This window comes from Ancylobacter dichloromethanicus (genome assembly GCF_018390645.1).
GTDB lineage: Bacteria > Pseudomonadota > Alphaproteobacteria > Rhizobiales > Xanthobacteraceae > Ancylobacter > Ancylobacter dichloromethanicus.
Window position 1 is genome coordinate 175,730 of the sequence record NZ_JAHBGC010000004.1, and the last position, 24,033, is coordinate 199,762.

General features: G+C 69.6%; 19 protein-coding genes. 12 read left to right on the forward strand and 7 right to left on the reverse strand.

The annotated features are described in order from the left end of the window. Nucleotides 1-90: 90 nt before the first annotated feature. The 3 genes from lon to KHC23_RS01045 all read right to left on the reverse strand — a co-directional run bounded on the left by lon (nucleotide 91) and on the right by KHC23_RS01045 (nucleotide 4,919). Complete coding sequence (gene lon / locus KHC23_RS01035; protein ID WP_213368449.1) at nucleotides 91-2,517, reverse strand: endopeptidase La; 2,427 nt, start codon at nucleotides 2,515-2,517, stop codon at nucleotides 91-93. A 16-nt stretch (nucleotides 2,518-2,533) separates the two neighbouring features. Beyond that, on the reverse strand, nucleotides 2,534-2,953 hold the full coding sequence (locus tag KHC23_RS01040) for an Hsp20/alpha crystallin family protein (protein WP_213368451.1): 420 nt from the start codon (nucleotides 2,951-2,953) through the stop codon (nucleotides 2,534-2,536). Between the two features lie 130 nt (nucleotides 2,954-3,083). Next, nucleotides 3,084-4,919 carry a heavy metal translocating P-type ATPase gene (locus KHC23_RS01045; protein ID WP_213369073.1) on the reverse strand — a complete coding sequence of 612 codons (1,836 nt, stop codon included), beginning with the start codon at nucleotides 4,917-4,919 and terminating at the stop codon, nucleotides 3,084-3,086. 434 nt (nucleotides 4,920-5,353) lie between these two features. On the opposite strand from KHC23_RS01045, the gene KHC23_RS01050 reads away from it, so the two are divergent. Beyond that, a complete protein-coding gene (locus KHC23_RS01050) occupies nucleotides 5,354-6,355 on the forward strand; it encodes a DUF2778 domain-containing protein (RefSeq protein WP_213368452.1) in 1,002 nt (333 codons plus the stop codon). Nucleotides 6,356-6,501: 146 nt separating this feature from the next. Here KHC23_RS01050 and KHC23_RS01055 read toward each other — a convergent pair whose 3' ends face one another. Further along, complete coding sequence (locus tag KHC23_RS01055; protein ID WP_213368454.1) at nucleotides 6,502-7,467, reverse strand: LysR family transcriptional regulator; 966 nt, start codon at nucleotides 7,465-7,467, stop codon at nucleotides 6,502-6,504. 180 nt (nucleotides 7,468-7,647) lie between these two features. Between KHC23_RS01055 and KHC23_RS01060 the strand changes: the two genes are divergently transcribed. The 8 genes from KHC23_RS01060 to rpe all read left to right on the forward strand — a co-directional run bounded on the left by KHC23_RS01060 (nucleotide 7,648) and on the right by rpe (nucleotide 16,904). Beyond that, complete coding sequence (locus tag KHC23_RS01060) at nucleotides 7,648-8,673, forward strand: class 1 fructose-bisphosphatase (RefSeq protein WP_213368456.1); 1,026 nt, start codon at nucleotides 7,648-7,650, stop codon at nucleotides 8,671-8,673. A gap of 13 nt (nucleotides 8,674-8,686) precedes the next feature. Further along, the gene (locus tag KHC23_RS01065; protein ID WP_213368457.1) at nucleotides 8,687-9,562 is read left to right on the forward strand and encodes a phosphoribulokinase; all 876 of its coding nucleotides are present in this window, start codon (nucleotides 8,687-8,689) and stop codon (nucleotides 9,560-9,562) included. Between the two features lie 14 nt (nucleotides 9,563-9,576). Then, on the forward strand, nucleotides 9,577-11,598 hold the full coding sequence (gene tkt / locus KHC23_RS01070; protein ID WP_213368459.1) for a transketolase: 2,022 nt from the start codon (nucleotides 9,577-9,579) through the stop codon (nucleotides 11,596-11,598). A gap of 16 nt (nucleotides 11,599-11,614) precedes the next feature. Continuing rightward, a complete protein-coding gene (fba, locus tag KHC23_RS01075; RefSeq protein ID WP_213368462.1) occupies nucleotides 11,615-12,700 on the forward strand; it encodes a class II fructose-bisphosphate aldolase in 1,086 nt (361 codons plus the stop codon). A gap of 87 nt (nucleotides 12,701-12,787) precedes the next feature. Next, nucleotides 12,788-14,257, forward strand: coding sequence for a form I ribulose bisphosphate carboxylase large subunit (locus tag KHC23_RS01080; RefSeq protein WP_213368464.1), 1,470 nt, complete (start codon nucleotides 12,788-12,790; stop codon nucleotides 14,255-14,257). Between the two features lie 203 nt (nucleotides 14,258-14,460). After that, nucleotides 14,461-14,880, forward strand: a complete 420-nt coding sequence (locus KHC23_RS01085; protein ID WP_213368465.1) for a ribulose bisphosphate carboxylase small subunit — start codon at nucleotides 14,461-14,463, stop codon at nucleotides 14,878-14,880. Nucleotides 14,881-15,127: 247 nt separating this feature from the next. Beyond that, nucleotides 15,128-16,081, forward strand: a complete 954-nt coding sequence (gene cbbX / locus KHC23_RS01090; RefSeq protein ID WP_213368467.1) for a CbbX protein — start codon at nucleotides 15,128-15,130, stop codon at nucleotides 16,079-16,081. Between the two features lie 142 nt (nucleotides 16,082-16,223). Continuing rightward, on the forward strand, nucleotides 16,224-16,904 hold the full coding sequence (gene rpe / locus KHC23_RS01095) for a ribulose-phosphate 3-epimerase (protein WP_213368468.1): 681 nt from the start codon (nucleotides 16,224-16,226) through the stop codon (nucleotides 16,902-16,904). A 25-nt stretch (nucleotides 16,905-16,929) separates the two neighbouring features. Here rpe and KHC23_RS01100 read toward each other — a convergent pair whose 3' ends face one another. Then, nucleotides 16,930-17,841: a hypothetical protein gene (locus tag KHC23_RS01100; protein WP_213368470.1), complete on the reverse strand. Its 912-nt coding sequence runs from the start codon at nucleotides 17,839-17,841 to the stop codon at nucleotides 16,930-16,932. Between the two features lie 164 nt (nucleotides 17,842-18,005). Next, a complete protein-coding gene (locus KHC23_RS01105) occupies nucleotides 18,006-18,674 on the reverse strand; it encodes a DedA family protein (protein ID WP_213368472.1) in 669 nt (222 codons plus the stop codon). Nucleotides 18,675-18,918: 244 nt separating this feature from the next. Between KHC23_RS01105 and KHC23_RS01110 the strand changes: the two genes are divergently transcribed. The 3 genes from KHC23_RS01110 (at nucleotide 18,919) to KHC23_RS01120 (ending at nucleotide 23,573) form a co-directional block, all read left to right on the forward strand. Further along, on the forward strand, nucleotides 18,919-21,294 hold the full coding sequence (locus KHC23_RS01110; protein WP_213368474.1) for a mechanosensitive ion channel family protein: 2,376 nt from the start codon (nucleotides 18,919-18,921) through the stop codon (nucleotides 21,292-21,294). A gap of 278 nt (nucleotides 21,295-21,572) precedes the next feature. After that, nucleotides 21,573-22,553, forward strand: a complete 981-nt coding sequence (locus KHC23_RS01115) for an HlyD family secretion protein (RefSeq protein ID WP_213368476.1) — start codon at nucleotides 21,573-21,575, stop codon at nucleotides 22,551-22,553. 3 nt (nucleotides 22,554-22,556) lie between these two features. Continuing rightward, complete coding sequence (locus tag KHC23_RS01120; protein WP_213368478.1) at nucleotides 22,557-23,573, forward strand: FUSC family protein; 1,017 nt, start codon at nucleotides 22,557-22,559, stop codon at nucleotides 23,571-23,573. Here KHC23_RS01120 and KHC23_RS01125 read toward each other — a convergent pair whose 3' ends face one another. Beyond that, nucleotides 23,574-23,936, reverse strand: a complete 363-nt coding sequence (locus tag KHC23_RS01125) for a (2Fe-2S) ferredoxin domain-containing protein (RefSeq protein WP_213368480.1) — start codon at nucleotides 23,934-23,936, stop codon at nucleotides 23,574-23,576. It lies immediately after the preceding gene. Nucleotides 23,937-24,033 lie beyond the last annotated feature (97 nt).

The following is a 24,033-nucleotide window of genomic DNA, read 5'->3' on the forward strand; positions in this document are numbered from 1 at the left end:
CCGGCGCGGTCATCTCCGGCCGCCACGGCGGAAGAAAGGCCGCCCCGGGGAGTCCGGGACGGCCCTGGGCCTTCGTGCCGCGCGGCGGGGCTAGCTCGCCGCCTTGAGCGACGGCGCCTCGCCGGCCGCCGCCACCGGCTCCAGCGCGTTGGCGATGGCATCGTCCACCCGCTCCAGCCAGACGAATTCCAGCCGGTCCCGCGCGTCCTCGGGGATGTCCTCATAGTCGCGCCGGTTGCGGGCCGGCAGCATCACCCGGGTGAGTCCCGCCCGCGCCGCCGCCACCACCTTCTCCTTGATGCCGCCGACCGGCAGCACCAGACCGCGCAGGCTGATCTCGCCCGTCATCGCCGTGTCCTTGCGCACCGTGCGGCCGGTGAGCAGGGAAACCAGGGCGGTGAACATGGCGACGCCCGCGCTCGGCCCGTCCTTCGGCGTGGCGCCGGCCGGCACGTGCACATGCACGTCGCTGGTGGCGAACAGGCCAGGGTCGATGCCGAGCTCGACGGCGCGGCTCTTGACGAGGCTCCACGCCGCCTGTGCGCTTTCCTTCATCACCTCGCCGAGCTGGCCGGTGAGGATCAGCCCGCCGCGCCCGGGCATGCGGGTCGCCTCGATGAACAGGATGTCGCCGCCGACCGGGGTCCAGGCGAGGCCGGTGGCCACGCCCGGCACCGAGACGCGCAGCGCCACCTCGTCCTCGAACACAGGCGGGCCGAGCAACTCGGGCAGCGTGCCGACGCCGATCTTCGCCGTGGCGACCGTGCCTTCGGCGATGTCGACCGCGACATGGCGCACCGCCCGGCCGATCTCGCGCTCCAGGTTGCGCACGCCGGCCTCGCGGGTATAGGCGCGGATGATGGCGCTGAGCGCCTCGTCCTCGACCTCCACCTGTTCCGGCGTCACCCCGTTCGCCTCGAGCTGGCGGCGCACGAGGTAGCGGCGGGCGATCTGCAGCTTTTCCTGGTCGGTGTAGCCGGTGAGCGGGATAATCTCCATGCGGTCGCGCAACGGGCCGGGGATGGTGTCGAGCATGTTGGCGGTGGCGATGAACACCACGCGCGACAGGTCGAACGGCACGCCGAGATAGTTGTCGCGGAAGGTGCCGTTCTGCTCGGGGTCGAGCACTTCCAGCATCGCCGCCGACGGGTCGCCCTGGATGCCGGAGCCCATCTTGTCGATCTCGTCCAGCATCATCACGCAGTCGCGGGTGCCGACCTTGCGGATGCCCTGGATGATGTTGCCCGGCAGCGCGCCGACATAGGTGCGCCGGTGGCCGCGGATCTCCGCCTCGTCATGCACGCCGCCGAGCGACACGCGCACGAACTTGCGGCCCATGGCGCGGGCGATCGACTGGCCGAGCGAGGTCTTGCCCACGCCCGGAGGCCCGGCGAAGCACAGGATCGGTGCCTTGCCGTTCGGTGCCAATTTGCGCACGGCGAGGTATTCGACGATGCGGCGCTTGATCTTGTCGAGGCCGAAATGGTCCTCGTCGAGCACGCGGCGCGCCTCGGCGATGTCGATCGGCGCCGTTTCCGGCAGCTTCCACGGCAGCGCGATCAGCCAGTCGAGATAGGTGCGGATCATGCCGTATTCGGCGCTGGCGTCCGGCATGCGGCGCAGCCGGCCCAGTTCCTTGCGGGCCATCTGTTCCACATCCTCCGGCATGCCGGCATCCGCGATCGCGGCTTCCAGATCGGCGATCTCCTGGCTGTTGCCGCCATCCTCGCCGAGCTGCTTCTGGATCGCCGCCATCTGCTCGCGCAGCAGCACCTCGCGCTGGCGCTCGTCCAGCGAGGCCCGCGTCTGCTGGCCGATTTCCTGCGACAGCCGCAGCACCTCGATGCGGTGAGCGAGCAGCCGCGAGATCTTGGTCATGCGGGCGGCGACGTCGACCGTCTCCAGCAGTTCCTGCTTCTCGTCCGGGGAGATGTCGGCATAGGCGGCGACGAGGTCGGCGAGGCCGGTCGGCGAATTGGCGCCGCGCACGGCGGCGACCAGCTCGGCCGGGACCTGCGGCAGCAGTTCCATCACCTCATTGGCCTGCGTCTGCAGGTGGACGAAGCGGGCCTCGACCTCGGAGGTGCGCTCCTCGCTCTCCTCGATCCGCGTCACGCGGGCGGTCAGGAAGGGCTTTTCGCGCACGAACGCATCGACATGGAAGCGCTGCTCGCCCTGGCAGACCAGATGATGCGTGCCGTCCGGTGCGGTGACATAGCGCAATATGTTGGCGATCACGCCCATGCGGTGCAGGTCGGTCGGGCCGGGCTCCTCCACCGCCGGGTCGCGCTGCATCAGGATGCCAACCGGGCGCCCCTCGCGCACCGCCTGCTGGGCGGCGGCGATGGAGGCCGGGCGCGCCACCGCCACCGGCATCACCACGCCGGGGAACAGCACGAAATTGCGCACCGGCAGGATGATCATCTGGTCGTCCGGCACATTGCCGTTGGTTCCGGCGCCGGCGCCGGCATCGGCCATGCGCAGCGGGGCGTATCTGTCGAAATCGGGGTGTGTCATCGGTTGGGTCCCCTCCTCAAACCTTGCGCAGCACAATGGCGAGGCAGCCATTGACCACGCGCGGGTGGGCGACGTCGTAGCGGCCGGGCGGCAGAGCGAGCTGGCGCTCGAAGCGTCCCTGCGGCAGCTCCATGCGGTGGATGGTGGCGCGGCGCAGCTCGGGCGGCAGCACGCGCTCGCCGGCGATGGTGAGCACGCCGTTCTGGATCGACACGGTCATGCGGTCCGGGTCGACGCCGGGCAAGGCGGCCAGCACCAGCAATTCGCGCTCGGTCTCCAGCATGTCGACCGGCGGCTCCCAGCACGGCGCGCGGTGGCGCGCCGGTGCTTCGGCGCGCTGGGCCGGCTGGAACATCTGCCGGTGCATCCGCTCGGCCCGGTTGAGCATGTCGACGGCGTCGGACCACATCCACAGGCGGGGATCAGTCTTCTTCATGGGCATCTCCTGGCAGGCCGCTTTCCCTCTCAGGTCTGGCCCACGGGGGCTCATATGGTGATGCTGATCGGCAACACCAGTGGCGGGGCGCGCGTGGCCGTCGACGGCCGGGCGCGGCGGCAAGAGGCCCCTACCGGCCGGGGCCGGGCGCGCGCAGCGCCCGCAGCGCGTTGAGGATCACCGCGACGTCGATGACCTCCTGCAATAGCGCGCCCTCGACCGGGGCCAGCAGCCCGAAGGCGGCGGCGATCATGCCGAGCGTCGACAGCCCGATGCCGGCCGTGACGCTCTGCAGCGCGATGGCGCGGGAGCGCCGCGCGATGCGCATGGCGTCGATCAGCCGGTCCAGCCGGTCGACCAGGAGCACCACGCCGGCGGCCTCCGACGACGCCACCGAGGCGTGCCCGCCCGAACCGCCGCCCCCCATGGCGACGCCGATATCGGCGGCGGCCAGCGCCGGGGCGTCGTTGACCCCGTCGCCGATCATCATCACCGGGCCGTTGGCGCGCTCGGCCGCCACCGTGCGCGCCTTGTCCTGCGGCGTCATCGCGCTCAGCACGGCGTCGAAGCCGAGCCCGGCGGCGACCGCCTGCGCCCGGCCTTCCTCGTCGCCGGTGGCCAGCACAAGGCGGGTGACGCCCATGCCGCGCAGGGCGGCGAGCACCGAGCGCGCCTCCTCGCGCACCGCGTCGGCGAGCAGCAGCGCGCCGGCGAACACCCCGTCCACCGCGACCGCGACGATGACGGTGCCGGGCCGGCCGGCCCAGTCGGCGATGGCGCCGTCCATGCCGCGCGCCGCGCCGCGCGCCGCGACGAAGCCTCGGCCGCCGACCGCCACGAGATGGCCGCCGACCTGCCCGGTGAGGCCCGACCCGGCCTCCTCGCGGAGCTGCGCCGGGGTATCGAGGCGGAGGCCGCGCTCGCCCGCCGCCTCCACCAGCGCGGCCGCGACCACATGCGCCGAGCCCTGGTCGAGCGAGGCGGCGAGCCGCAGCACCTCGTCGTCCGTGAAGCCGGGGCCCGCCTTGGTGTCGACGAGGCGGGGTCGCCCGCCGGTGAGTGTGCCGGTCTTGTCGATGACGACGGCGCGCACCTTGGCCAGCCGCTCCAGCGCCCCGCCATCCTTCACCAGCACGCCGCGCCCGGCGCAGCGCGACATGCCGGAGATGATCGCCACCGGCACGGCGAGGATGAGCGGGCAGGGGGTGGCGATGACCAGCACCGCCAGCAGCCGCACCGGGTCGCCGCTGAACCCCCACGCCGCCCCGGCGAGCGCCAGCGTGATGACCAGGAAGCCGAGCGCATAGCGGTCGGCGAGCCGGGCCATCGGCGCCCGGGACTGCTGGGCGGCGGCCACCAGCCGGACGATGCCGGCATAGGTGCTCTCGGCCGCGGCGCGGGTGGCGCGGAGATCGAACGGGTCGCCGGCATTGGTCGAGCCGCTCATCAGGGTATCGCCGCGCCCGTGGCGCACGGGCAGCGGCTCGCCGGTCAGCGCCGACTGGTCGAGCACCGCGGTCGGGCCGTCGAGCGTGCCGTCGACCGGCACCACCTCGCCGCGTCGCACCAGAATGCGGTCGCCGGGGGCGAGGTCTTCGAGCGGAACATCCGCCAGATGGCCGTCGGCATAGCGCGAGGCGGTGCGCGGCAGCCGCGCCAGCAGCGCCGTCATCTCGCGGGCGGCGCGGCGCTGGGCGAACGCCTCCAGGGCTTCGCCGCCGGTGAACATCAGCGCCACGATGGCGCCGGCGAGGTTCTCGCCGAAAGCGAGGGCCGAACCCATGGCGAGGGCGGCGATGAGATCGAGCCCGAACGCGCCGCGCCGCAGGCTGGCGAAGATGTGGGCGACCAGCACGGCCAGCACCGCCGCCGTCGCGGCGGCCCAGATCCGCTCCGCGAGCGTGTCCTGCCCCGCGACCCAGGCCAGCGCGCTCGCCGCCAGCGCGAGCAGCAGTGCCGGCAGCATCGCCCGCCGGAGAGCCCGCCCGGCCCGGGGCACAAGCTCGGCGAAACCAAGATCGGCAAAACCAAGCCTGGCGAAAGAGAGTGGCGTCACGACGGCCCCGCGCTCCGTGCCGGCGGAGGCGCCGCCGGCATCAAACTCTTTAATAATTCCAGACTGGGGCGGGCGCCATCGGCATGACGCCGGATAGCCCTTATGTGCTGCGGGTTCGGGGCGTCTCGGGTGGCTGTGCAGATGCGAAGAGTCGGTGCCACGGTCGGGTTGTCGGCGCGGCATTAATGAAATATTACCTAAACTTGACTAGAAACCGAATTGGCTTGGGGGCCATCGGCGGACAATGGCTTGGGCGCCGGTGCCGTGTGCAACCGAAGACTGACGCCGGACGTGGGCAGCCCGAGGGCCGCGCGCGAAGGTTTGTCATCTGTGTAGAGATGCCTATGCGGCTAGTTGGCTCGTTCCTCATCGGCTCGGCAGGTTTCGTCGGCGTGGCGGTGGCCGTGGCGTGGATTTCCAACACGGCCCTTCCCACGCCGGCCGATGCCGCGCGCGTCGATCCTCCGCTGCTCATGGAGCCGGTCGCCCCCGAGGTGGCCAGCGTGGTGGTGGACGAGCCGTCGCCGCCGCCGGTCTACACGGTGATGGACGTCCGCAATTTCCGTACCTCCGGCGCCTTCGCGCCGCCGCGCGACTGGCTGTTCGATCCCGCCCCGATGGTCGCCCGTCCGCCCGCCGTCGCTGCCGCTCCCGGCGAGGTGGTGCCGCCGATGGAGACGGTGAGCACGGTGCCGCTGCCCATGGCCAACCCGCTCTTTGCCGGCCGGGTGATGCCCGGCGACGAGCCGGAGGACACGCTGACGCTGGCGCCACGCCCGCCGCGCAAGCCCGACGCCGAGACCCAGCTCGCCGCGCTTCCCCCGCCGATGGCGGAGGACGAGATGCCGGACGAGACGGCCCCGCCGGCGGCCACCGAGGCGCCCGAGGCCGAGCTGCGCTACCCCACCGCCGAGGACAAGTTCGCCATTTACGACATCGGCGCCAAGAAGCTGCATCTGCCCGGCGGCCGCAAGCTGGAGGCGCATTCCGGCTATGGCGACAAGTTCGACGATGTCCGCTACGTCCATGTGAAGATGCGCGGCCCGACCCCGCCGAACCGCTACAAGCTGCGCATGCGCGAGGCACTGTTCCACGGCACCGAAGCGGTGCGGATGACGCCGGTCGGCGACGGCAAGATGTATGGCCGCACCGGCTTCCTGCTGCACCCCTACCTGCTGGGGCCGCGCGGCGATTCCAATGGCTGCATCTCGCTCGCCGACTACGACACCTTCCTCGCCGCCTTCAAGGAGGGGCAGGTCGAGGAGGTCATCGTGGTGGAGGCCATGCCGAAATCGGCCGAGCCGGCCAATCCGCTGCTCTCCTGGCTGGCCGGCAAGCGCAGCTGATCCGGCGAGCGCGGCCGATCCGGAACGCATGACCAGCCGGGTTCTGACCCGCCGGGTTTCCCGACGCCGGAGGGTGGCGCCGGAAAACCGCGCTTCCTCCCTTCAGTAAAGCGGCCGCCGGCGGTCGCGATTCCCGGTGCGGACCCTTACGGCACCCGCGCCGCCGCCTCGCGCGCCTGCCGTGCCTCCGCCACGCCGGGCAGGTGCAGCGTGTCAGGCAGGAATTCCGGCCCGCGCCGGGCGAGAAATTCGGTCAGCGCCGCCGCCGGCGGCGTCAGGCGCTTGGCCGAGCGCTTCACCACGAACCATTGCCGCACCTCCGGCAGTCCCTCCACGTCGAGCACGGCGAGGCGCCCGTCGGCCACTTCGGCGGCGATGGTGTGGGCGGAGATGAAGGCGAGCCCCAGCCCGGCCATCACCGCCTGCTTGATGGTCTCGTTGGAATCGATCTCCATGCCGATGCGCGGCTCGATGCCGGACTGAAGGAAGAACCGCTCCATCAGCCCGCGCGTGCCCGAGCCCGGCTCGCGCGACATGAAGGTGGCGTTGGCCAGCGCCGCCGCCGGGATGCGCCGGCCGAGCAGGGGATGGTCGGCGGGGGCGATCAGCACATGCGGGTGGTCGCCGATCAGGGTCTTGTCGACCTCGATGTCGAGCGGTGGCCGGCCCATGACGGCCACGTCGATGGCATCGGTGCGCAGTCCGGCGATGATCGCCTCGCGATTGCCGACCGAGATCACCACGTCGATGCCGGGATGGGCCCGGGTGAAGGCGCCGAGCGCCGCCGGCACGAAATATTTCGCCGTCGAGACCAGCCCGACCGAGACCCGGCCCGAGCGCAGCCCTTTCATCGAATCGAGCGCGGCGCCGCAATCGGCCAGTGCCTGCTCGATGCGGGCGGTGGCGGCAAGCACTTCGCGGCCGGCGGCGCTGGGCTGGAAGCGGTCGCCGGCGCGGTCGAGCAGCGGCAGGCCGAGATATTGTTCGAGCAGTTGCACCTGCATGGTCACCGCCGGCGGGGTGACGTTCAGCTTCCTGGCCGCGCCGGTGACGCTGCCGGTTTCGACGATGGCGGCGACGGCGCGAAGCTGCTTGAGCGTGGCATTACGCATGGAACATTACATTTCAGATAAATTGAAGTTGAAGGTTAGATTATTCGAATTTCCTTACGCCGGCAATTGAGGCAACCTTCTGACAACAAGAGGCGTCCGCCGCTTCGGGTTCCCCGCTCGAAGGCCTTACGGAAATGATGCGCCAAAGGGCTCAAGCCCAAGACCTAACTGGGGAACGCCATGACACGCCCGACATTGCAGGATCACCTGGAAAGGTGGTCCGAGGCCGACGCCCTGCGTCGTGACGTCGCCAGCGCCGTGTGCGCGCTGGCCGCCGCCGGCTGCAAGATTTCCGAGCTTCTGGCCGCCGGTCCGCTGGCGGGCCCGCTCGCCACCATTCGCGGCTTCCACGCCGATGGTGACAGCCAGAAGGAACTCGACCTGATCGCCGACACCCTCGTGCGCGAGGCGCTGGCGGCCGCGCCGGTCGCGCTGTTCGGCTCCGAGGAAGCCGACGAGGCCGTGCTGCTCGACGCCGCCGGCACGCTGGCCGTGGCGGTCGACCCGCTGGACGGCTCGTCCAACATCGACAGCAACGCGACGGTGGGCACCATCTTCTCGATCCTGCCCTATGCCGGGCCGGGGTCGCTGCTGCAGCCGGGCCGGGCCCAGCTCGCCGCCGGCTTCCTGCTCTACGGGCCGCAGACCGCGCTGGTGCTGACGGTGGGCGTCGGCACCCAGATATTCATCCTCGACCGCGCCAGCGGCGCCTTCCTGCTGGCCGAGGAGCGTGCGCTGGTGCTGCCGGAAACGGCGGAATACGCCATCAACGGCTCCAACCTGCGGCATTGGGACATCGCCATACGCTGCTATGTCGAGGACTGCCAGGCCGGCGCCGACGGCCCGCGGGCGAAGGATTTCAACACCCGTTGGGTCGCCTCCATGGTGGCCGACGTGTTCCGCATCCTGGTGCGCGGCGGGGTCTATCTCTACCCCGGCGACGCCCGCCGGGGCTATGGCCAGGGCCGGCTGCGGCTGGTCTACGAGGCCAATCCGGTCGCCTTCCTGATGGAACAGGCGCAGGGTTCCGCCACCGACGGGCGGCTGCCGATCCTCGATATCGTGCCCGAGCATTTGCACCAGCGCGTGCCGCTGGTGTTCGGCTCGCGCGCCGAGGTCGAGCGCATCGCCCGCTATCACCGCGACGCCGCCGCCATGCCGGAGCGCTCGCCCCTGTTCGCCCGTCGCGGCCTTCTGCGCGCCTGACGGAGAGGGACCCATGTCGATCCATCACCCCATCATCTCCGTCACCGGCTCCTCCGGCGCGGGCACCACCTCGGTGCGGCGCATCTTCGAGCAGATATTCCGCCGCGAGGATGTCGCCGCTGCCTATATCGAGGGCGACGCCTATCACCGCTACGACCGCGCCGAGATGAAGCGCGTCATGGCCGAGGAGGCCGCCCGCGGCAACCATCACTACAGCCATTTCGGGCCGGATTCGAACCTGTTCGAGGAACTGGAGGAGACCTTCCGCTCCTATTCCCACACCGGCACCGGCAAGTACCGGCACTATGTCCATGACGACAAGGAAGCCGCCGAATATGGCGGCGCGCCGGGCACCTTCACCCCCTGGGAGCCGATCCCGACACCGACCGACCTGCTGTTCTACGAGGGTCTGCACGGCGCGGTGGCGAGCGGCAATATCGACGTCGCCCGCTATGCCGACCTGAAGATCGGCGTGGTGCCGGTCATCAACCTCGAATGGATCCAGAAGATCCACCGCGACCGGTCGCATCGCGGCTATTCCACCGAGGCGGTGACCGACACCATCCTGCGTCGCATGCCGGACTATGTGAACTACATCTGCCCCCAGTTCACCCATACCGACATCAACTTCCAGCGCGTGCCGACGGTCGACACCTCGAACCCGTTCATCGCCCGCTGGATTCCCACGGCCGACGAATCGATCGTCGTCATCCGCTTCAAGAGCCCGCGCGGGATCGATTTCCCCTACCTGCTCTCGATGATCCAGGGCTCCTGGATGAGCCGCGCCAATTCCATCGTGATCCCTGGCGGCAAGCTCGACATCGCGATGCAGCTCATCCTCACGCCGATGATCCTCAACCTCGTCGAGAAGAAGCGGCGCGCCGCGTGAACCGGGAGGACAGCATGTTGACCAGCCATTCGACCGCCCTGCGTCCGTACCAGGACCTCGCCGAAATCCCCCATGACGATATGGCCAACGCCCTGCGCGCCCTTGCCATGGACGCGGTGGAGAAGGCCAGGTCCGGCCATCCCGGCATGCCGATGGGCATGGCGGACGTCGCCACCGCCCTGTTCGCGCGTTTCGTGACGCTGGACCCCGCCCGTCCCGACTGGCCCGACCGCGACCGCTTCATCCTCTCCGCCGGCCACGGCTCGATGCTGCTCTATGCCCTCAACCACCTGCTCGGCTATGCCGACATGGGCACCGACCAGTTGAAGAGCTTCCGCCAGCTCGGTGCCGTCACCGCCGGCCATCCCGAGCACGGTCACACGCTCGGGGTCGAGACGACGACCGGCCCGCTGGGGCAGGGGCTGACCACGGCGGTCGGCATGGCACTGGCCGAGCGCATGCTCAACGCCCGCTTCGGCGACGAACTGGTCGATCACCACACCTATGTCATCGCTGGCGATGGCTGCCTGATGGAAGGCATCAGCCACGAGGCCATCGACCTCGCCGGGCACCTGAAGCTCTCCAAGCTGGTGGTGCTGTGGGACGATAACGGCATCTCGATCGACGGGCGCACCTCGCTTTCCACGTCGACCGACCAGCTCGCCCGCTTCGCGGCTTCGGGCTGGAAGGTGATGCGGGTCGACGGCCACGCCCATCACGCCCTGACCGATGCCCTCGCTGAAGCCCGCGCCAGCGACCGGCCGGTGCTGATCGCCTGCCGCACCACCATCGGCTTCGGCGCCCCGACCAAGGCCGGCACGGAAGCCGTGCACGGCGCCCCGCTCGGCGCCACCGAGATCGAGGGCGCGCGGGCGGCGCTCGGCTGGAGCCATCCGCCCTTCGAGGTGCCGGAAAGCGTGCGCGCGGCCTTCGCGGCTGTTGCCCAGCGCGGCCGCGAGGCCCGCGAGGCCTGGGAAAAGCGGCTTTCCGCCTCCGGCCGCCGCGCCGATTTCGAAGCGGCGATGGAGGGCGACCTGCCGGCCGATTTCGACGAGAAGCTAGCCGCCTACAAGCGCGAACTCTCGCAGACCGCGCCGAAAGTGGCGACGCGCAAGGCCTCGGAGATGGCGCTGGGGGTCATCAACCGCGCGACCGACCTCACCGTCGGCGGCTCGGCCGACCTCACCCATTCCAACCTTACCCTTACCAAGGGCATGGTTTCGGTGACCCCCGGCAACTATGCCGGCCGTTATCTGCATTACGGCATCCGCGAGCACGCCATGGCGGCGGTCATGAACGGTCTCGCTTTGCACCGCGGCTCGATCCCCTATGGCGGCACCTTCATGGTGTTCTCCGACTATGCGAGGGGCGCCATGCGGCTCTCGGCGCTGATGGGCCAGCGTGTCGTCTATGTGCTGACCCATGACTCCATCGGCCTCGGCGAGGACGGGCCGACGCACCAGCCGGTCGAGCATCTCGCCATGCTGCGGGCGACGCCGAACCTCTATGTGTTCCGGCCCGCCGACGCGGTGGAGACGCTGGAAGCCTGGCAGCTCGCCTTGCACGCGGAGGGCACGCCCTCGGTGCTCGCACTGTCGCGACAGAACCTGCCGACCTTCCGCATCGAGCATTCGGAAGAAAACCTCGTCGGCTATGGCGCCTATGTCGCCCGCAAGCCGAAGCGCCGGCGCGACGTCACGCTGCTGGCCACCGGCTCGGAGGTCGAGATCGCCTTCAAGGGCGCGGACCTGCTGGCCGAGCGCGGGGTCGATGCCGCCGTCGTCTCCATGCCGTGCTGGGAACTTTTCGAGCGCCAGAGCCACGAATATCGCCGTGCCGTGCTGGGCACCGCCCCGCGCGTCGCCGTCGAGGCCGCCGCCCGGCTCGGCTGGGACCGCTGGATCGGCGACCGCGGACGCTTCGTCGGCATGGAGGGCTTCGGCGCCTCCGGCCCGGCGGGCGATCTCTACCGGCATTTCAACATCACGCCGGAGGCGGTGGTCGACGCGACCTGCGACCTCCTGACCTGCGCCTGAGCCAGAGGAAGAGCCAATGGCCCGCATCACCCTTCGACAGCTTCTCGACCACGCCGCCGAGCATGGCTACGGCGTGCCGGCCTTCAACATCAACAATATGGAGCAGGGCATCGCGATCATGGAGGCGGCGCAGGCCGTCGACGCGCCGGTCATCATGCAGGCCAGCCGCGGCGCCCGCTCCTATGCCGGCGACATCATGCTCTCGCGCATGATCGACGCGCTGACCGAGATGTACCCCGCCATTCCGATCTGCATGCACCAGGACCATGGGAACAACGAGGCGACCTGCCTCTCGGCGATCCAGCACGGCTTCACCTCGGTGATGATGGACGGCTCGCTGCGCGAGGACGCCAAGACCCCGGCGGACTACGAGTACAATGTCGCCATCACCCGCCGGGTGGTCGATGCCGCCCACTGGGTCGGCGCCTCGGTGGAGGGCGAACTGGGCGTGCTCGGCTCGCTGGAGAGCGGCGCCGGCGAACAGGAGGACGGGCACGGCGCCGAGGGCGTGCTGAGCCACGACCAGTTGCTCACCGACCCCGACCAGGCGGAGGACTTCGTCGCCCGCACCAAGGTCGACGCGCTCGCCATCGCCATGGGCACCTCGCACGGCGCCTACAAGTTCTCGCGCCAGCCCGATGGCGACATCCTCGCCATGCACGTGATCGAGGAAATCCACCGCCGGCTGCCCAACGTGCATCTGGTGATGCACGGCTCCTCCTCGGTGCCGCAGGCGCTGCAGGATCTGTTCAACGCTTCGGGCGGGCAGATGCCGCAGACCTGGGGCGTGCCGGTGGAGGAGATCGTGCGCGGCATCCGCCACGGCGTGCGCAAGGTCAACATCGACACCGATTGCCGCCTCGCCATGACCGCGCAGTTCCGCAAGGTCGGGGAGGGCAACAAGGCCGAGTTCGACCCGCGCAAATTCCTGAAACCCGCGATGGACGCGATGCGCGACCTCTGCCGCGAGCGGTTCGAGCAGTTCGGCACGGCGGGGCACGCGGCGCAGATCAAGGTTCTGCCGCTGGCCGCCATGGCCAAGCGCTACGCCTCCGGCAGCCTCGATCCGGTGATCGGCGGCGCCCGGGTGGCGGCGGAATAGCCAAAGCTCTCCACGGGGAGCCTGCCAACGAGATTTTCAGGCGCGCGCTGCAACGCCGCGTCGACGGAACGCACAGGGAGAAGATCGATGAACGCGATCGACAAGACCAAGCCCACCGAGGAGAAGCGCAGCCGCTACAGCGCCGGCGTGATGGAATACCGCAAGATGGGCTACTGGCAGCCCGACTACGAGCCGAAGGACACCGACGTCATCGCCGTGTTCCGCATCACCCCGCAGGACGGCGTCGACGAGATCGAGGCCTCGGCGGCGGTGGCCGGCGAAAGCTCCACCGCCACCTGGACCGTGGTGTGGACCGACCGCCTGACCGCCTGCGACAAGTACCGTGCCAAGTGCTACCGGGTCGACCCGGTGCCGAACGCGCCGGGCTCGTGGTTCGCCTATATCGCCTACGACCTCGACCTGTTCGAGCCCGGCTCGATCGCCAACCTCTCGGCCTCGATCATCGGCAACGTGTTCGGCTTCAAGCCGCTGAAGGCGCTGCGCCTTGAGGACATGCGCCTGCCGGTCGCCTATGTGAAGACCTTCGACGGCCCGGCCACCGGCATCGTGGTGGAGCGCGAGCGGCTCGACAAGTTCGGCCGCCCGCTGCTCGGCGCCACGGTGAAGCCCAAGCTCGGCCTGTCCGGCCGCAATTACGGCCGCGTGGTCTATGAGGCGCTGAAGGGCGGACTCGACTTCACCAAGGACGACGAGAACATCAACTCGCAGCCCTTCATGCACTGGCGCGACCGCTTCCTCTACTGCATGGAGGCGGTGAACAAGGCGCAGGCCGGCACCGGCGAGATCAAGGGCACGTATCTCAACGTCACCGCCGCCACCATGGAAGACATGTATGAGCGCGCCGAGTTCGCCAAGCAGCTCGGCTCCTCGATCGTCATGATCGACCTGATCATCGGCTACACCGCGATCCAGTCCATGGCCAAATGGGCGCGGCGCAACGACATGATCCTGCACCTGCACCGCGCCGGCCACTCCACCTATACCCGGCAGAAGTCGCATGGCGTGTCGTTCCGCGTCATCACCAAGTGGATGCGCCTTGCCGGCGTCGACCACATCCATGCCGGCACGGTGGTGGGCAAGCTGGAGGGCGACCCCCACACCACCAAGGGCTATTACGACCTCTGCCGCGAGGATTTCGTGCCGCAGAACCTTGCCCACGGCATCTTCTTCGACCAGGACTGGGCCTCGACCCGCAAGCTGATGCCGGTCGCCTCGGGCGGCATCCATGCCGGCCAGATGCACCAGCTCATCGACCTGCTCGGCGAGGATGTGGTGCTGCAGTTCGGCGGCGGCACCATCGGCCACCCGATGGGCATCCAGGCCGGCGCGACCGCCAACCGGGTGGCGCTGGAGGCGATGATCCTCGCCCGCAACGAGGGCCGCGACATCGTCAATGAGGGGCCGGACATCCTGAAGGAAGCTGCCCGCCACTGCACGCCGCTGAAGCAGGCGCTGGAGACGTGGAAGGACGTGACCTTCAACTACAGCTCCACCGACACGCCCGATTTCGTGCCGCAGGCCACCGCGGCGGAGTGAACGATCCGTGTCCCGGACGCCGGAAGCGCGCGCGGAAGGCGCGCCGGGACCCCGCAAAAGAACGGGCCGAAGGCACAACAGCTTTCTGCCGTCAGCCTTCGCCGCAAGCCCTTGCCGCTTCGCGAATTTTCTCCTGGACCCCGGATCGGCACGGCGCTGCGCGCCGCTTGTCCGGGGAACGAGACAGAGATGAGGACACCATCATGCGCCTGACCCAGGGAGCCTTCTCCTTCCTGCCCGACCTCACGGACGAGCAGATCGCCAAGCAGGTCCAGTACTGCATCGACAAGGGCTGGGCGGTGAACATCGAGTTCACCGACGACCCGCACCCGCGCAACACCTATTGGGAGTTGTGGGGCCATCCGATGTTCGACGTGCCGGACGCCGCCGGCGTGATGTTCGAATTGAACGAGTGCCGCAAGGCCTATAAGGGCCGGCACTACATCCGCCTCAGCGCCTTCGACGCCACCCATACGTGGGAATCGCTGCGCCTCTCCTTCATCACCGACCGCCCCACTGACGAGCCCGGCTTCGTGCTGGAGCGCCAGGAGATCGACGGCCGGTCGATCCGCTACACGACGCGCGCCTATGCGGCCAACCGCCCGGAGGGCGCGCGCTACTGATCCGTCGGCTCCCTCTACTCCCCCGACGGAAATCGCGGCCGACCGGTTTCCTCCCCGGCCGCGAGGGACCGGTTCCGGAATGCCGCGCCCGGAACCGGTCCCCCTTTTTCTTGCTCGACGAGCATCCTTCGAGGCCCGGCTGCGCCGGGCATCTCAGGATGACGTCGTTCCGAATTCTCACTGAGCCACGTCATCCCGGGGTGCGAGCGACGCGAGCCTCGAAGGATGCCGCCAGGAGCGATGCACCATGGACGCCGTGATCGACGACCCCACGCTCACCACCGAGGGCACGCCGAAAGTGCCGGACTCCATCGACCTCCGGGCCGAGTTCGCCACCAGCGGGCTGGCCGAGGTGTTCGACCAGCTCGACCGCGAGCTGGTGGGGCTGGGGCCGGTGAAGCGGCGGCTGCGCGAGATCGGCGCGCTGCTGCTGGTCGATACCGCCCGCCGGCGCTTCGGCCTGGAGGCCACCAGCCCGACGCTGCATATGAGCTTCACCGGCAATCCCGGCACCGGCAAGACCACGGTGGCGCTGCGGATGGCGGAAATCCTCCACAAGCTCGGCTATGTCCGCAAGGGCCACCTCGTCACCGTGACGCGCGACGACCTGGTCGGCCAGTACATCGGCCACACCGCGCCGAAGACGAAGGAGATCCTCAAGAAGGCGATGGGCGGCGTCCTGTTCATCGACGAGGCCTACTACCTCTACCGCCCGGAGAACGAGCGCGACTACGGTCAGGAGGCGATCGAGATCCTGCTGCAGGTGATGGAGAACCAGCGCGACGACCTCGTCGTCATCCTCGCCGGCTATGCCGACCGGATGGAGCGGTTCTTCACCGCCAATCCTGGCTTCCGCTCCCGCGTCGCCCATCATGTCGACTTCCCCGATTACTCGGCGGTGGAACTCGACGCCATCGGCGCGCGCATCCTCGACACCATGAACTACCGCATGAGCCGCGAGGCCGAGGCGGCGTTCCGGCGCTATATCGACCTGCGCATGCTGCAGCCGCACTTCTCCAATGGCCGCTCGATCCGCAACGCGCTCGACCGCGCCCGCCTGCGCCAGGCCAACCGGCTGTTCCATGCCGAGCGGCCGGTGACGGCGGACGACCTGGTGACGCTGGAGGCGGCGGACATCCTCGCCAGCCGCGTCTTCTCCGGCGGCATCGACAGCTACCCGCCGCTGCGCCCCGCCAGTTGAACGCTCCGCATGCGTTCGCCTTCCCTCTCCCCCTCGGGGAGAGGTGGCCCGCGTAGCGGGTCGGTGAGGGGCGACGCGATTGCCGGATGTAAAAGTGACGCGCCAGCCGCATGGCGGCAGACACATGCCAGGAGACAAACCCATGGTTCTCATCGCCCCCTCCATGCTCGCCTCCGACTTCTCGCGCTTCGGCGAGGAGGTGCGCGATGTCGCGAGCGCCGGCGCCGACTGGATCCATCTCGACGTGATGGACGGGCATTTCGTGCCCAACATCACCTTCGGGCCGGATGTCATCAAGGCGATGCGCCCGCACACCGACAAGCTGTTCGACGTGCATCTGATGATCGAGCCGGTGGAGCCGTTCATCGAAGCCTTCGCCAGGGCCGGGGCGGACATCATCACCGTGCAGGCCGAGGCGACCCACCATCTCGACCGCTGCCTCCAGCTCATCCGCTCGCTCGGCAAGAAGGCCGGCGTGGCGCTGAACCCGGCGACCCATGAGAGCGCGCTGGCCTATGTGCTGGACAAGGTCGACCTGATCCTGCCGATGACGGTCAATCCCGGCTTCGGCGGCCAGGCCTTCATCGCCGACGTACTGCCGAAGATCTATCGCCTCAGGGCGATGATCGGCGAGCGGCCGATCCATCTGGAGGTCGATGGCGGGGTGACGCCGGAGACCGCCGCGCTGTGCGCCGCCGCCGGGGCCAATGTGCTGGTGGCGGGCTCGGCGGTATTCAGGGGCGGGCGCGAGGCCTACGCCGCCAACATCTCCGCCATTCGCGAGGCGGGGCGTGGCGCCCGGCGCGGGCGCGCCGCCGCCTGAGCGTGGCCGGTCGACCGGCCACAGGTCAGTTGAAGGCGTCCTCGGTCAGGTTGAGGATCAGCACCTGGCGGGCATTGTCGGGGATCGAGGGCGAGGCGCGCAGCTCGATGCCGAGCGACGGATGCCGCTTCTGGATGATCTCGGCGACCTCGTTGGCCATGTCCGCGCTGGCACCGTGGAAGGACAGCGTGTTGCTGGTGGTCTGCACGACGCCGGTGTCGGAGACCACGACGTCGAATCCGTCCTTCTTCAGCGTATTGGTGAAGCTGTCGACCTTCGCCTTCGCCACGGTGTTGATCGGCGCGAAGATGCGCACCGTATAGCCGGCGCCGGGCAGCGCCGGCGCGGCGGGTTCCGGGGCGGCGGGTTCGGATTCGGCGGCCGGCGCGGTGCCGGCCAGCGGAACCAGCGGGTCGTTGGCGGAGGGGGCGGGAGCCGGCGCGGCCGACGCCGGCGCGGCGGCGGCCGGCGGCTGGGCCTGCGCCAGCACCTGAGCGTTGCCGGGCGCGGCGGCCTGCGGCGCGGGAGCGGGCGTTTCGACCGCGTCGAGGCGCTCGACGATCCGGCTCTGCGCCTCGCGCAGCGCGGCGAGGTCCCCGCGCAGGCTCAGCATCTGCGCGGCGAGGAAGGCGGCCAGCGCCAGAAGCGCGACCAGCACGACGCCGTACAGCACGGTGAGGGCGGGGTGACCGGTGCGGGCGGGCGCCGCCTCGGCGCGCTTGCCCTCAAGCTCCAGCCGCCGCATGTCGACCTTGAGCTGTTCGATCCCGAGCCAGCGCTGGAACGCCACCGGGTCCTGCGGCGGGCCCTTGGCGCGGGCGGCAGCGGGCGCCGGCGAGGCGGAGACCGGCGGGCGGGGGGCGGCCGCCGCCCCGCCGCCCTCTTCGCCCGGCCGCGCCTTCGGTGGCTGCATGGAAGGCTCAAGCTTGTCGATCATGTCTTCTTCCCGTCCGCCATTCGCCGGGCACGCCGCGCTGTCCGCCGACAGCCTTTTTCGAAAGGCCATCTTAACGGAATGCAGCCGGGCGGCGCGGTATTCCTTACGAAATGGTTAAGACGGGACCGGATGCCGGCCCGGCGGCACCCGGGGGGCGGGGCGGCTCAGGCGGTCGGCGCGCCGGCCGGGCGGCGGCGCGTGCGCGGCCGCTTGGCGATGCGGGCCTTGATCATCCTCAGCGCCACCACGGTCAGGATCAGCATGACCAGGGTGATGCCGACCATCAGCACCAGCCATGCGCCCTGGCCGTGGGCGCCCAGCTCGTCGGCGCCCTTGCCGGCCAGCCAGCCCGGGGCCAGCATCACCGGCGCCCAGACGATGGCCGAGGAGACATTGGCGAACTGGAAGCGGCGCTGGTCCATGCGCATCATGCCGGCGACCAGCGGCATGGTGGCGCGCACCGGCCCGAAGAACCGGCCGACGAAGATCGAGGCGAAGCCGAAGCGGCGGAAGAACAGGCGCGCCTGCGCCACCTGCTCGCGATAGCGCAGCAGCGGCGGGCGGTGCACCACGCGCGGGCCGAGCCAGCGGCCGAGCCAGTAGGAGACGATGTCGCCGAGAACGGCGCCGACAATGGCGCCGCCGATCACCGGCACCGGCGACACGATGCCGGTGCCGACCAGCCCGCCAATGGCGAGCATCAGCGCGGTGGCCGGGATGATGAGGCCGACAATCACCAGCGATTCGCCAAAAGCGATGAGGCCGATGAACAGGGGGATGAGGTATTCATGGCTGTGCAGAAACGCGACCACATCGGCGGATAAAGCTTCCATGTCCTCTCCCGGTCGGAAAAACCGCGCCCAGATGCGGCGACGAACGTGACAGGAGCAAGGCGCGCCGACACGGCGACGTCGGGTCGGCGGGACCATCGTCGTCGCGAAAGATGAAAAAATGTTCACTGGGCGGGGAACCTTTCGCGGAGCCGCGCGTTAGAATAGCCGCACCCGCCATTCCGGCTCCCCCAATCTGCGCGCCCGTGGTTCCACGGCCGAGGGCCCGCGAACGACGGAATGCTTCATGCCGCTGCGCGCGCTGTCGAGCCTGCTTCTCCTCGCTTTCTGTCTTCTCACCACGCCGATCCTCGGCAATGCCGCCTTCGCCCAGATGCCGCACCTGCCGGTGGCGCCCGCCCAGGCGGCGACCGCGCCCGCCGCGCCGCCGCAGGAGGCCGGCCAGGGCGACCTGCGCGCGCTGCTGGAGACGCTCAGCGACGACGCCTCCCGCGCGCGGTTCCTGTCGCGCTTGCGGGCGCTGGTCGAGAGCGAGGCGGGCGCGCCCGCCGCCGTGGCCGCCAGCCCGGCGGAAGGACGCGAGGACTGGCTGGCCGGCGCCACCCAGTCGCTTGGCGCGTTCTCCGGTTCGGTGCTGGCGCTGGTCGGCGAGATCGAGCAATTGCCCGCGCAGGTCGAGCAACTCTTCGCCGACCTTTCCGATCCGCTGGTGCTGGAGCGTGTGGGCTGGGCGGTGACGATGGTCATCGCCGTGCTGGCCGCCGCCCTGCTGGCCGAATACATCGCCAAGCGGCTGCTGGCGCGGCTGCGGCGGGCGATCGAGGCGCGGCCGGCGCGCGGCGTCTTCGTGCGGGCGCTGTTGCTGGCGCTGCGCACCCTGGTCGACATCGTGCCGATCGCCGCCTTCGCCGCCGCCGCCTTCGGGGTGCTGGCGCTGGTCGAGCTGAATTTCGTCGTTCGGCTCGCCGTCGTCACCGTCATCAACGCCAATGTGCTGGCGCGGCTGATCCTCGCCGGCGCCCGCGCGGTGCTGACGCCCGACGCGCCGCAGATGCGGCTGTTTCCGTTCGACCATGAAAGCGCGGCCTATGGCTATCTCTGGGTCCGGCGCTTCACCTACACCATCGTCTACGGCCATTTCCTGCTGCGGGCGGCCTGGGTGCTGGGGCTCGCTCTGACGAGCTATCGCTCCCTCAGCAATGCGCTCGCGCTGTTTGTCACCGGCATGTGCATCGTCTTCATCCTGCAGATTCGCGGCGGGGTGGCCCGGCGACTGCGGCGCATCGGCGCGCGCGAGGGGCGGACGGCGCGAATGCGCGACGCGGTGGCCGACTTCTGGCACATCCTCGTCATCGCCTATGTCGTCGCGGGGTTTCTTGTCTGGAGCCTCGATGTCGATGGCGGCTTCGCGTTCCTCGCCCGCGCCACCCTGCTGTCCGTGCTCACGCTCGGCCTCGCGGCTCTGGTGATCATGGTGATGCTGCGGCTCTTCGAAAGGGTCTTCAAGCTCAACGGCGAAATGCGTGAACGCTACCCGCTGCTGGAGGCACGGGCCAACCGCTATCTGCCGGCGCTGCGCAGTTCCGTGCAGGGGCTGGTGCTGCTCCTGGCCGCTCTCGTGCTGCTGGAAATCTGGGGCGCGCAGCCGTTCGAGCGGCTCGCCTCCGATGGCGGGCAGGTGGCGGTGGGCCGGCTCATCTCCATCGGCGTGGTGGTGCTGATCGGCCTCGTCGCCTGGGAGATTTCGACCGCCTTCGCCGACCGTCTGCGGGCCGGCAATCCCAACTCGACCCGGCTGAAGACGCTGCTGCCCTTCCTGCAGAACGCCTTCCGCGTGGTGCTGCTCACCATTGGCAGCCTCATCCTGCTCTCCGAGATCGGCATCAACATCGCGCCGCTTCTCGCCGGTGCCGGCGTGCTCGGCCTCGCCATCGGCTTCGGCGCGCAGACACTGGTCAAGGATGTCATCACCGGCGTGTTCATCCTGATGGAGGACACGATCTCGGTCGGCGACGTGGTGGAGGTCGGCGCCCATGCCGGGCTGGTGGAGAAGATCACCATCCGCACCGTGCACATGCGCGATTTCGACGGCAATGTGCATTCCATCCCGTTCGGCGAGGTGCAGACGGTCAAGAACATGTCGAAGGACTTCGCTTATGCGGTGGTCGATGTGCGCATCGCCTATCGCGAGAGCATCGACGAGGCGCTGGCGCTGATGGCCGAGGTGGCCGCCGACATGGTGGCGAAGGGGCCGCTGGCGGAAACCATCACCGCCCCGTTCGAGGTGGTCGGGGTCGAGGCGCTCGACCCGTCGCACATCCAGCTGCGCGGCCGCTTCAAGACCCGGCCGCTCGGCCAGTGGAACGTGCGGCGCGAATTCTACCGCCGCATCAAGGCGGCGTTCGAGGCGCGCGGCATCGAGATGCCGTACCCGCACCAGACGGTCTATCTCGGCACCGACAAGAAGGGCATGGCCCCGCCGCTGCGGGTGGTGAACCAGAGCGCCGAGGAACTGTCGGTGCCGACCCGCACGCGCCGCACCGAGGCGGCGCGTGCCGCCCGCACCCCGGGCCCGATGATCGAGGAGCATCCCGGCGCGCGCGAGCGCAGCGAGGACGACGAGGAGCCGATGCTGCCCAGCATCGAGGAGCAGCGGCACTGAGAGGCCGGTCTGAAAGGGAAGAGCGTCATCCCGGCCGCCGCCTGAGGCTTCGAGCCGGGATCGCGCCTGGGGCCATCGCGATCCCGGACGTGGCCTTGGTGCGTCCGGGATGACGCGGCACGCCGCGTCTGCCGACAGCCGCCGCGCGCGGGAGCCCCTCGCCGCGCGTCCGCGATGGTATCATGGGGGGATTGAGCGGGGCCGGCAAAGTCACGATGATGGCGTGTGCGCCGGCTCCCTGCCGGGTCGATGCCGGTCTCCTGGAGTTGCGTTGTTTCATGCTCAGCCGCCTGCTTCGCCATCCGGTGACATTGATCATTGGCGTGATCCTGGGGCTGTTCCTGCTCTATGAGACCTGCGTGCGCTTCTTCGCCTATACCGGCGACGCCTATGTGATGAGCGACATCGTGGTGGTGTCGTCGGAGATTGAGGGACCGGTCTCGAAGCTGGCGGTGCAGAACAACGAGGCGGTCGCCGCCGGCCAGCTGCTGTTCGAGATCGAGCGCACGCCCTATGCGCTGAAGGTGCAGGAGACGCAGGCCGCGCTCGCCACCGCCCGCGCCGACCTTGAACTGGCGCGGGACGAGGTGAACGCCGCCAAGGCCAGCGTCACCGCCGCGCAGGCGGTGCAGACCAATGCGCAGGACCAGCTCGGCCGCGTGAAGGCGCTGGAGACGGAGGGCTATTCGCCCGAGGCGACGCTCGATGTCGCCACCCGCGACGTCGCCACCGCAGGAGCCAACGTAACGTCCTCCGAGGCACAGCTCGCGGTGACGGCGCGCCGGGTGGCGGTGGCACAGGCCGCCATCGCGTCGGCTGAAGCCGCCGTGGCGAAGGCGCAGTACGACCTCTCCAAGACCGTGATGACGGCGCCCGAGGCCGGACGGGTGGTGCCGTTCGTCACCCGGGTGGGGGATTATCTGCGCCCCGGCTCCGAGGTGCTCGCCCTCGTCACCGAGCGGCGGCGGCGGGTGGTGGCGAATGTGAGCGAGCGCCATCTCGCCCGTATCCGCGTCGGCCAGCGTGTGCTGCTGACGCTGGGTTCGGAACCGTGGGTGCTGCACTACGGCCATGTGAGCGGCATTGCCGCCGGCGTCGCCCGCTCACCCGACAACCCGCGGGTCATGCCCTATGTCGAGCCGACCACCGACTGGGTGCGGCTGCCCCGGCGCTTTCCGGTCGAGGTGACGCTGGACAACTGGCCGGAGGGGCTCGGCCTGTTCAACGGCGCCGACGCCCGCGTCCTGATCTGGTTCTGAGCGATGGCGGAGGCCGCTCGCCCCGATGGCTGGATCAGCGACGTCGACCGGCAGGCCTTCGCCACCGCAACCGGGGTGCTGGCCGCGGTCTATATCGCGCTGTCGATGGGGCTGGACGAGCCCTACTGGGCGGCGCTCAGCGTGATGATGATCGCCAATACGGACCGCGACGCGCTGGTGACGAAGGGCATATTGCGCGTCCTGAGCACGCTGGTCGGGGTCAGCATCGGCTTTGTCGTCGCGCAATGGATGGAGGGACTGCCGATCCAGCAGGCTTTCCTGGTGGGGGCCTCCGCGGCGGTCGGAACCTATGGCAAGCAGCGCAGCGCCTACAGCTATGCCTGGTTCTATGGCGGCCTGACCTTCATGCTGGTCATGCTGTTCTCGATGGTCCAGCCGCAGGACCTCTACAGCTTCGCCCATTATCGCTGCTACGAGATCGTCATCGGCGTGGTGTGCGGCACGCTGGCGAGCTGGGCGCTGGGGCCGAATGCCGGCGAACTGCATGCGCGGCTCAAGGCACAGGTCGTCGCGGTGACGCCGGAGAACGCCCTGCGCCAGGCGCTGATCGCCGGCTTCGGGGCGATCGTCATCGTCATCATCTGGTCCCGGTTCGACCTGCCGCAATTGCCGCAGGTGCTGATCTCCAGCCTCATCGTCGTCGACACGGACCCCAACGCCACGCGCCACAAGGGCTGGCAGCGCATTGTCGGCTGCGGTGCCGGAGGCGCGGCGGGGCTGGTGGTGATCGGTCTCGACGCTACCGACCAGATCTGGTGGGCGACGATGCTCTTTCTCGGCATCTTCTCCTTCGCGCGGGTGCATCTGGCCAAGACGCCCAATGCCTATATCGGCACCCAGTCGGCGATCGCCTACATCATCACGCTTGTCGATCCGGGGCCGCCGAGTTCGCTCTTCCCGCCGCTGGACCGGCTCATCGGTATCGTCATCGGGGTGAGCATCATGACGGTGCTGGTCTGGGCGCTGAACCCGCCCCGGACGACGGAAAAGCCGGCCTGATCAGTCCTCGTCGCGGGGCGGGGAGGGGGTGACGCCCGCCGCGCCGGGGGCGAGTGCGCCGAGCAGGGCGTCGAGATCGGCCCCGCGCGGCACGCTGCGCCAGCGCCCCGGCTCCCCGGCCGGGATGACGACCACGGCGTTCTTCGGGCAGATGTCGAGGCAGGGCACCTCGATGACCGCGACATGGGCGCCCTTGCGGCGCGGCTTCTTCATCGGCTTGCCGCCCTCGTGCCGGGCAATGGCGGCGCGCAGTGCCTTGGGCAAGGGCTGATCCCCGCCGGGGCCGAAGCCGCCCTCCAGCTTCTTCGCGCATTTGCGGCACACCAGCACCACGTCCGTCCAGTCGGATCTGATCGGCTTCATGTGCTGGCGACCCCTGACACCGTTGCCGGCGTCGCGCGCCGGCCGGGCTGCATGTGGCATCGCCGCGGGGACTTGTCGAACTATACCGGCCGGGAGG

Bases quoted from the DNA above. Each gene is read 5' to 3' on its own strand.
- lon (WP_213368449.1), bottom strand. From the start codon at position 2,517: ATGACACACCCCGATTTCGACAGATACGCCCCGCTGCGCATGGCCGAT.
- KHC23_RS01040 (WP_213368451.1), bottom strand. From the start codon at position 2,953: ATGAAGAAGACTGATCCCCGCCTGTGGATGTGGTCCGACGCCGTCGAC.
- KHC23_RS01045 (WP_213369073.1), bottom strand. From the start codon at position 4,919: ATGCTGCCGGCACTGCTGCTCGCGCTGGCGGCGAGCGCGCTGGCCTGG.
- KHC23_RS01050 (WP_213368452.1), top strand. From the start codon at position 5,354: ATGCGGCTAGTTGGCTCGTTCCTCATCGGCTCGGCAGGTTTCGTCGGC.
- KHC23_RS01055 (WP_213368454.1), bottom strand. From the start codon at position 7,467: ATGCGTAATGCCACGCTCAAGCAGCTTCGCGCCGTCGCCGCCATCGTC.
- KHC23_RS01060 (WP_213368456.1), top strand. From the start codon at position 7,648: ATGACACGCCCGACATTGCAGGATCACCTGGAAAGGTGGTCCGAGGCC.
- KHC23_RS01065 (WP_213368457.1), top strand. From the start codon at position 8,687: ATGTCGATCCATCACCCCATCATCTCCGTCACCGGCTCCTCCGGCGCG.
- tkt (WP_213368459.1), top strand. From the start codon at position 9,577: ATGTTGACCAGCCATTCGACCGCCCTGCGTCCGTACCAGGACCTCGCC.
- fba (WP_213368462.1), top strand. From the start codon at position 11,615: ATGGCCCGCATCACCCTTCGACAGCTTCTCGACCACGCCGCCGAGCAT.
- KHC23_RS01080 (WP_213368464.1), top strand. From the start codon at position 12,788: ATGAACGCGATCGACAAGACCAAGCCCACCGAGGAGAAGCGCAGCCGC.
- KHC23_RS01085 (WP_213368465.1), top strand. From the start codon at position 14,461: ATGCGCCTGACCCAGGGAGCCTTCTCCTTCCTGCCCGACCTCACGGAC.
- cbbX (WP_213368467.1), top strand. From the start codon at position 15,128: ATGGACGCCGTGATCGACGACCCCACGCTCACCACCGAGGGCACGCCG.
- rpe (WP_213368468.1), top strand. From the start codon at position 16,224: ATGGTTCTCATCGCCCCCTCCATGCTCGCCTCCGACTTCTCGCGCTTC.
- KHC23_RS01100 (WP_213368470.1), bottom strand. From the start codon at position 17,841: ATGATCGACAAGCTTGAGCCTTCCATGCAGCCACCGAAGGCGCGGCCG.
- KHC23_RS01105 (WP_213368472.1), bottom strand. From the start codon at position 18,674: ATGGAAGCTTTATCCGCCGATGTGGTCGCGTTTCTGCACAGCCATGAA.
- KHC23_RS01110 (WP_213368474.1), top strand. From the start codon at position 18,919: ATGCCGCTGCGCGCGCTGTCGAGCCTGCTTCTCCTCGCTTTCTGTCTT.
- KHC23_RS01115 (WP_213368476.1), top strand. From the start codon at position 21,573: ATGCTCAGCCGCCTGCTTCGCCATCCGGTGACATTGATCATTGGCGTG.
- KHC23_RS01120 (WP_213368478.1), top strand. From the start codon at position 22,557: ATGGCGGAGGCCGCTCGCCCCGATGGCTGGATCAGCGACGTCGACCGG.
- KHC23_RS01125 (WP_213368480.1), bottom strand. From the start codon at position 23,936: ATGAAGCCGATCAGATCCGACTGGACGGACGTGGTGCTGGTGTGCCGC.